Origin of the sequence: Paraburkholderia sp. NMBU_R16 (assembly GCF_013282575.1) — a bacterium.
Lineage (GTDB): Bacteria > Pseudomonadota > Gammaproteobacteria > Burkholderiales > Burkholderiaceae > Trinickia.
This window is the reverse complement of sequence record NZ_JAAAYE010000113.1, coordinates 1-6,328: the sequence shown is the minus strand read 5'-3', so window position 1 is coordinate 6,328 and position 6,328 is coordinate 1. Positions and strand designations below refer to the sequence as shown.

The 6,328-nt window shown below is 57.4% G+C and carries 6 protein-coding genes; 3 read left to right on the top strand and 3 right to left on the bottom strand.

Features of this window, described 5'->3' with window-relative positions; translation table 11 throughout:
- Positions 1-336 precede the first annotated feature (336 nt).
- Positions 337-1,098, top strand: a complete 762-nt coding sequence (locus GWC77_RS26650; RefSeq protein ID WP_254367199.1) for a class I SAM-dependent methyltransferase — start codon at positions 337-339, stop codon at positions 1,096-1,098.
- A 41-nt stretch (positions 1,099-1,139) separates the two neighbouring features.
- On the opposite strand, the gene GWC77_RS26645 is transcribed toward GWC77_RS26650, so the two are convergent.
- From GWC77_RS26645 to GWC77_RS26635, 3 genes are all read right to left on the bottom strand, one after another.
- Positions 1,140-1,958 (bottom strand): sugar phosphate isomerase/epimerase, encoded by an 819-nt coding sequence (locus GWC77_RS26645; RefSeq protein WP_173262174.1) that lies wholly within the window; start codon positions 1,956-1,958, stop codon positions 1,140-1,142.
- 74 nt (positions 1,959-2,032) lie between these two features.
- Complete coding sequence (locus tag GWC77_RS26640) at positions 2,033-2,977, bottom strand: methyltransferase (RefSeq protein WP_173262171.1); 945 nt, start codon at positions 2,975-2,977, stop codon at positions 2,033-2,035.
- 378 nt (positions 2,978-3,355) lie between these two features.
- Positions 3,356-4,120, bottom strand: coding sequence for a response regulator (locus tag GWC77_RS26635; protein WP_173262168.1), 765 nt, complete (start codon positions 4,118-4,120; stop codon positions 3,356-3,358).
- 284 nt (positions 4,121-4,404) lie between these two features.
- Between GWC77_RS26635 and GWC77_RS26630 the strand changes: the two genes are divergently transcribed.
- Positions 4,405-5,178, top strand: a complete 774-nt coding sequence (locus GWC77_RS26630) for a response regulator transcription factor (RefSeq protein ID WP_173262166.1) — start codon at positions 4,405-4,407, stop codon at positions 5,176-5,178.
- A 21-nt stretch (positions 5,179-5,199) separates the two neighbouring features.
- The gene (locus GWC77_RS26625) at positions 5,200-6,213 is read left to right on the top strand and encodes an AraC family transcriptional regulator (protein WP_173262144.1); all 1,014 of its coding nucleotides are present in this window, start codon (positions 5,200-5,202) and stop codon (positions 6,211-6,213) included.
- Positions 6,214-6,328: the final 115 nt, after the last annotated feature.

The following is a 6,328-nucleotide window of genomic DNA, read 5'->3' as shown; positions in this document are numbered from 1 at the left end:
GCATTCTGCCGCAACCAGCCATACCTCAGCTTGTCGATTCAGAGCGCCTCAAGGGTTCGCTGCGCCGGGCTTACGCCCGCCCTTGACCCGCTAACATCACCCACTCGGAATTCAAAAGAGGCATAAATATCTGGGATTCCACTTTCGCCCCGGGTACGCCGACTTCTGTAACAACCTGACAGTACCGCTTTGCCCGGTAGCATCGGTTCGTGTCTTGCACCAGAACTTCGCGGGGGAAGGGGGGAAGGCTGGACTTCCCGAGAAAGCATAGAGAGTCGCGATCCGATGGGATCCGGCTTCTGGCCCCCTCGAAGAACTCCACGTGAGAGGTACTTGATGTGCACCCACGGGCGTCGACATTTCGATGCAGCACTCCAAGATCACCACTGCGCAACCGCCGAACTGACAAATAACAGGACCGGGTTCAGCTATGCATTGACGTCCTTCGGACGGGCATTCGTTCAGGTTGCCAGTACGTCCTCGCTTCCCGTGATGGACGTGGGCGCAGCTTATGGAATCGCGACACTTCCCGCGCTGCACACCGGTGCGAGCGTAATTTCAGTTGACATAAACGAGGCGCATCTTTCGACAATTGCGAAGGTGGCCGATCCGGGCGCGCGATGCAGGCTGACGCTCTTGCGCGATAGATTTCCTGATTTCGATATGGAACCCGCCTCGCTAGGAGCTGTCTACCTGTCGCAAGTCCTGCCGTTCCTGCGGGGAGACGAAATCGAGGTCGCGCTGCAGAAGCTCAGTCGCTGGATCGCTCCCGGCGGCAAGGCGATTGTGGTGTCCTTCACCCCATATATTCAGCATGTGAGCTCCTTCTTGCCGATTTTTGAGGAGCGACGCAGGAGCGGGATCAGATGGGCAGGTCAGATCGACGATCTTGCGCGATTCAGCTCGGAGCCGTACTTCATTGCTAATCTTCCGAAGGAGGTCAACCACATTTGCTTGGATGACCTTCAATGGGTTTTCGAGAAGCACGGTTTCGTAGTAGACGAGGCTCGGTATTTCGGAGAGGAGGAGGGTGCACTGCCGTCCGGTGTTGGCCTGGACGGCCGCGAAAGAGTTGGGTTGATTGCCCGCCGACCGTGAGATGCCCTAGTTAGGCGCTCCAGCTTCGAGCACTGGCCACTTCAGGAGGTTGCCGCAACGTTGTCCAGCAATTGTCGGAGCGAGTCGAAGCCTTTGCTTGCAACTTCGCCAGGCGGTAGCAAGCGATATGCTTCGTTGAAGATCTCCAGCGAGACAGGGCCGTCGTAGCCATTTTCCATCAGAGGCATCAAAAAGCGCGTCAAGTCGAAATCGCCCTGTCCCGGGTGACATCGAAAGCGCCGGCTCCACGAGAGGAAATCCAGATCCAGTTTCGGCGCGTCGGCGAGCTGGACAAAGAATATGCGGTCAACGGGAATGGTCGCGATTGGGCTCAGGTCGTCCGCTCGGCAAAATGCGTGAAAGCTATCGAGAACAAGCCCGAAGTTTGCCGCCCCCACGCGCTGAACGATTCGCCATGCATCCTGATAGGAACTGACGTAGCGGCCCCACGATAGTGCTTCGTAGCCAAGGCGCAACCCTCGGTCAAGCGCACGCTTGGCCAGCATTCGCAGATCGTCGACTACTACGTCGTCGTCCGCGACAGTATCCCCCGACACATTGCTGCACATGAGCAGAAGTGACGCCCCTAATGTCTGCGTGACGTCGAACAGCGCATCGGCGCGGTCAAGGCTCGCCTTCACTTGCGCCCGCGGGCCACCTTCGAAATCCCTTAAGGGTTGAAACGTGGCAATGTCCAACCCCAGTTCACTCGCGATGCGCCTTACCGTCTTAGCATTTCCATCGAAAGCAGCTAAATCCACATCGACAAGTTCGACGCTGTCAAAGCCTGCTGCCGCGATCGCCTCGAGCTTTTGGGGCAGCCTTCCACCCAGCCCTACCGTGGCCATGCATCGTTTCATTCCGATCTCCAAATTGAGATTTGACAGCTCGGAAGCCGGCCCGGTCCCTTCCGAGTTCAAGACGACGTGTGCATTTACAACACACTGGCTTCAGCCACGCAAAATGCGGAGTGTCTCTTACGCACGCGAATGGGCGTAAAACCAGACTGTGTCATCAGAGCGTCGAATTGCTCCGCGGTGCGTTCGTGACCTTGATGCAAGACGAGCATGTTCATGTCCAGCAGGAGGTCGTATGGGTCACAACGAGTTGGGTCGTCGTGCAGCACGCGCTCGACGATGACAAGCCGTGCGCCGGGCTTCATCGCTGCACGACAGCTGCGAAGAATTTGCAATGCCTGCTCGTCTGGCCAGTCGTGCAGGATGTAGGAGAGCACATAGACGTCTCCTCCATCCGGAACTTTTTCGAAGAAGTTTCCCGGCACGAATTCGAGGTTGTCCTGATTGCAGGCGGTTTCGGCGAGGCGAATCGTCTCGCTTTGATCGTAGACGACTCCGCGTATCCCGACATGATGGCTCGCGATCGCACGCATCAACGCGCCGGTGTTGCCGCCAACATCGATGACGACATTGCCGGGCGAGAGCCGTAGACTTGCGGCGACGATTTCATGGCGGCCGGGATATCCGCTCGCCATGTATTGTCTATAGGTCGATGCGGCGTCATCGCAATCGTTCATGTAGTCGAAAAAATGTTTGCCATGCGCCTTCACAAATCCCTCTTTGCCGCTGCGCAGAACGTGTGGCAGTTCCATCCAGGCTGACCATGCTGCCGGCTCCGACCAGAAACGCGCAGCCCAATGTTGCGAGGGAACACCAGTTTGCCGTAGCAAGAGCGACAAGTCGTTGTGCGCGATACGACGCTGGCCGTCAACGGCGAAAACGCCAAACGAAGCGAGCGTTCGCGACATACGCCAAAGTGCATCACTGTTGACTCCAAGAATACCCGCGACGCTCTCGATGGCGACGGCCTGGTATGGCTTGATGGCGTCTGGTAATCCGATTTCGCATGCGGTACCCAGCATCTGGGAAACCGCCATCCCACGGACCAATGCGCGAAGTTTTCGGATTTGCCGAGGCCGGGCAGTGGCCATGTCGGCAATTGCGGCCCCGGAGACAAAATTCAGATTCGGGAGCGAACCACGCAGTGCAGTGGTTGCATCGTGGTTGTCCCGATGCGAGGGAAGTAACGGTGCATCGGTGGCCGGCGGATGCCGACGTCGCCCTGTTCGCTTACTCGTTGTCGCATCGCTACTGTTCGCACGCCTCATGAATTCACCTCGTGAAAGCAAGTTATGGCAGCCGTTGCAATGACTTTGAAGCAGACGTTGCATACTTTGGCCCTGCACATGAACCCTTATGTCGAGCCCGCGAAGTTCGGATCGCAAACGCGAACCGCTTCGTCAAGGTTCAGTTTCCGCCACGAGCATGTACCCGATTCCCCAGACTGTCCGGAGGTATCGCGGTGCGCATGCGTCGCTCTCCATGGCCCGCCTGAGCCGCAGCACCTGTACATCTACACTGCGGTCGTTAGCCTCATAGCCGCATCCACGGGCTCGCTCGATGAGATTCGCACGGCTGACCGGACGGTTGGGCGTGGCGGCCAGTGCGCAAAGCAGCCGCAATTCTGCAAAACTGAGTGGCATTCGCATATCGCCTTTCGAAAGCTCCTCGCGCTGCAAGTCAAGACTGAATGGACCGAAGCGCAGCACAGGCGCTTGTGCGATGGGCAGGAACTCGCCACGCAGAGTCTGGGTGCGCAAGATGAACTGCTGACGGCGCAGCATCGCGCGAATGCGTGCGGCAAGTTCACTCGGCACGAACGGTTTGTCCAAGTAGTCGTCAGCGCCCATTTCGAGCCCGATGACCCTATCCAGCGGGTCAGCAGGCGCATTCATCATCAGGATCGGAACAGTGTTGCCCCGTGCGCGCAATCGACGGCAGATCGATAGCCCGTCTTCGCCCGGCATCGTGACGTCGAGCACGAGCACGTCATAGGGTTGGCGCTCGAGGCACGCATCGAGTTGCGCGGCATCGCGCACCGCTCGAACCTCGAAACCTTGCCCGGCCAGAAATCGCTGCAGCATGCCGCGTATCTCTGCTTCGTCGTCGAGCACGATGACGCGCCCGGTGCGGGCGCGGTTGGAGGGTTGCGCTTGCGTCAGCATGATCGAGAACAGGGGAAGAGGAGAGCAGTGAAATCGAAAGACACGCGCTCGGTGGCTCTCAGTAATACAAGATTTCAGACAGACGAATTCTCAAACCTTCTCATGGCGTTTCTGCTGACGGTTCGCAGTGCACCGCACCGCACCTCGGAAGAGCGCGCGCTGAGAACGTGACGGACTTTACGGTTGTAATGTTGATATCCTTGTAGTGCATGCCGCTTGCATAGATGACGCGCGGGCGGATATAAACAGACCATCCGACGGCCGGCGTCTCGCACGAGGTGAGCATGACAAGGATCGCGATCTGCAGTGCGTCACAACTCTTCAAAGACGATCTGAGGAAGAAGCTTGTTCACACATGCGTCGACGTGTCATGCTTCGATTGCGAAGCGACTCTGATCCATGCAGTTGACCGATTTGATTATGGCCTCGCGTTCGTCGACTATTCGCTTGGGGTCGAAAGCATTTTGGCGATCTGTTTTCGCTGTGCCCAGCCCCCGCGATGCCCGGTGACGATCGTCCTTCCCTGCGGGGTCGAACAGGAGGCAGTCATGAGAATAATCGACACGGGAGCCGACCACATACTCACCGCCCCCGTAGATGCTATCGAGGTCTCCTGGCATGTCATGCTGGCGCAAACGAGAGGCCTCGAAACATCGACGCGAGGTAATACGCGGCGTTTGGGCGGCTATGTCCTGGATAGGGCTGGCCAGACGGTGGAGATTGGTAACTTGCGTATTCCTCTGACGCCCAGGGAATTCTCACTTGCGTGGTTGCTTTTTTCATACGGGCCAAGGGGAATTGTTAGGCGCAATATTGCACTGTGCGTATGGGGGAAAGACGAACTGATCGTCGGGCATACGCTGGATCAGCACGTCTATCAACTTCGCAAGAAACTTTTCCTCAACGGAGAATACGGCGTGACGCTCCGTGCAACCTATGGCCACGGCTACCGCCTCGATCTTCAAAACGGATCGAGCAGGCTGCTTCCCATCGAGGTAACGGACGAGCAGGAGCTTGGGTTGCACCGCCCCTCGCCGTGCATCGCTGAAGCTCACTGAAATTTATTCGAGGCACTCAACATGATTGCCGATCTTCTCTATGCGATCGATCGCCAAGCTCCGCTTCGTCACGAGCTCCATGATGCCGAGGCGATGCAGCAGCTCACCGCGGAGCAATTGAGCGAGCATAGATTGCAGCAGTTGGGTCCCGCAACCCACAGCGCGATTGTCAGTTGCCTACCCGTCGGTGATGTCTCGATGATGAGATATCGCTGGGGCGCACCCAGTTCGATAGTCGTCGACCTCGATCGGTTGGACGATTACTACCTCGTCACGCTTCCCGTCAGTGGGAAAGCAGTCTGTACGCAGGATCGCGAAGAGCAACGGCTGTCCACGCATTCTTTTGGCGTTTTCAGTCCATGGCCGACATTTCGACTTAGTGTGGATGCGGACTACGATATTTTGCTCATTCAGATACCCAAGAATTTGATCGAGAGAATCGGAACCGCTATCAACGGGGCACCGATGATAGCGCCTGTAATATTTGCCACGAGTCTGTCCCCGGATTCCCAGGCGTGTCGAAATATCTTGTCGGTCATTGCGTTCGTTGCGAAGCTCGAGTCCGCGCAGGAAACCGAGCGTGGGAAGGTCTATGCCCGGGCGATGGTAGCCGAAACACTCTGCAGGATCTTGCTGCAGCAGCAGCCGAGCAATGTGAACCATGCGCTCGATGACAAAAGCCGAGGCGCGCGTGAGATTGTCGCACGCGCCGTCGACTTCATTGAGAGCAAGGTTCGCGCGCCTGTAAGTGTTTGCGATATCGCCGTTCACTGCGGCGTGTCGCGACGGTCGATCTTTTTGTCTTTCGAAAATTTTTTGGGTACCACGCCTGGAAAGTGGTTGTTGGAGCGTCGGTTGATCGCTGCGCGGGAAGCGCTGCGGCATCCTGACGATCCCAAGGTCAGCGTGGGCAGGATCGCCGAAAGCCTGGGGTTCCTCAACAAGGGAAAATTCGCCATGGAATATCGAAGGCGTTTTGGTGAACTGCCATCGACCGAGTTGGGAAAATCAATAGGGCGCGTGTGCCTCTTTTGAATTCCGAGTGGGTGATGTTAGCGGGTCAAGGGCGGGCGTAAGCCCGGCGCAGCGAACCCTTGAGGCGCTCTGAATCGACAAGCTGAGGTATGGCTGGTTGCGGCAGAATGCGGCA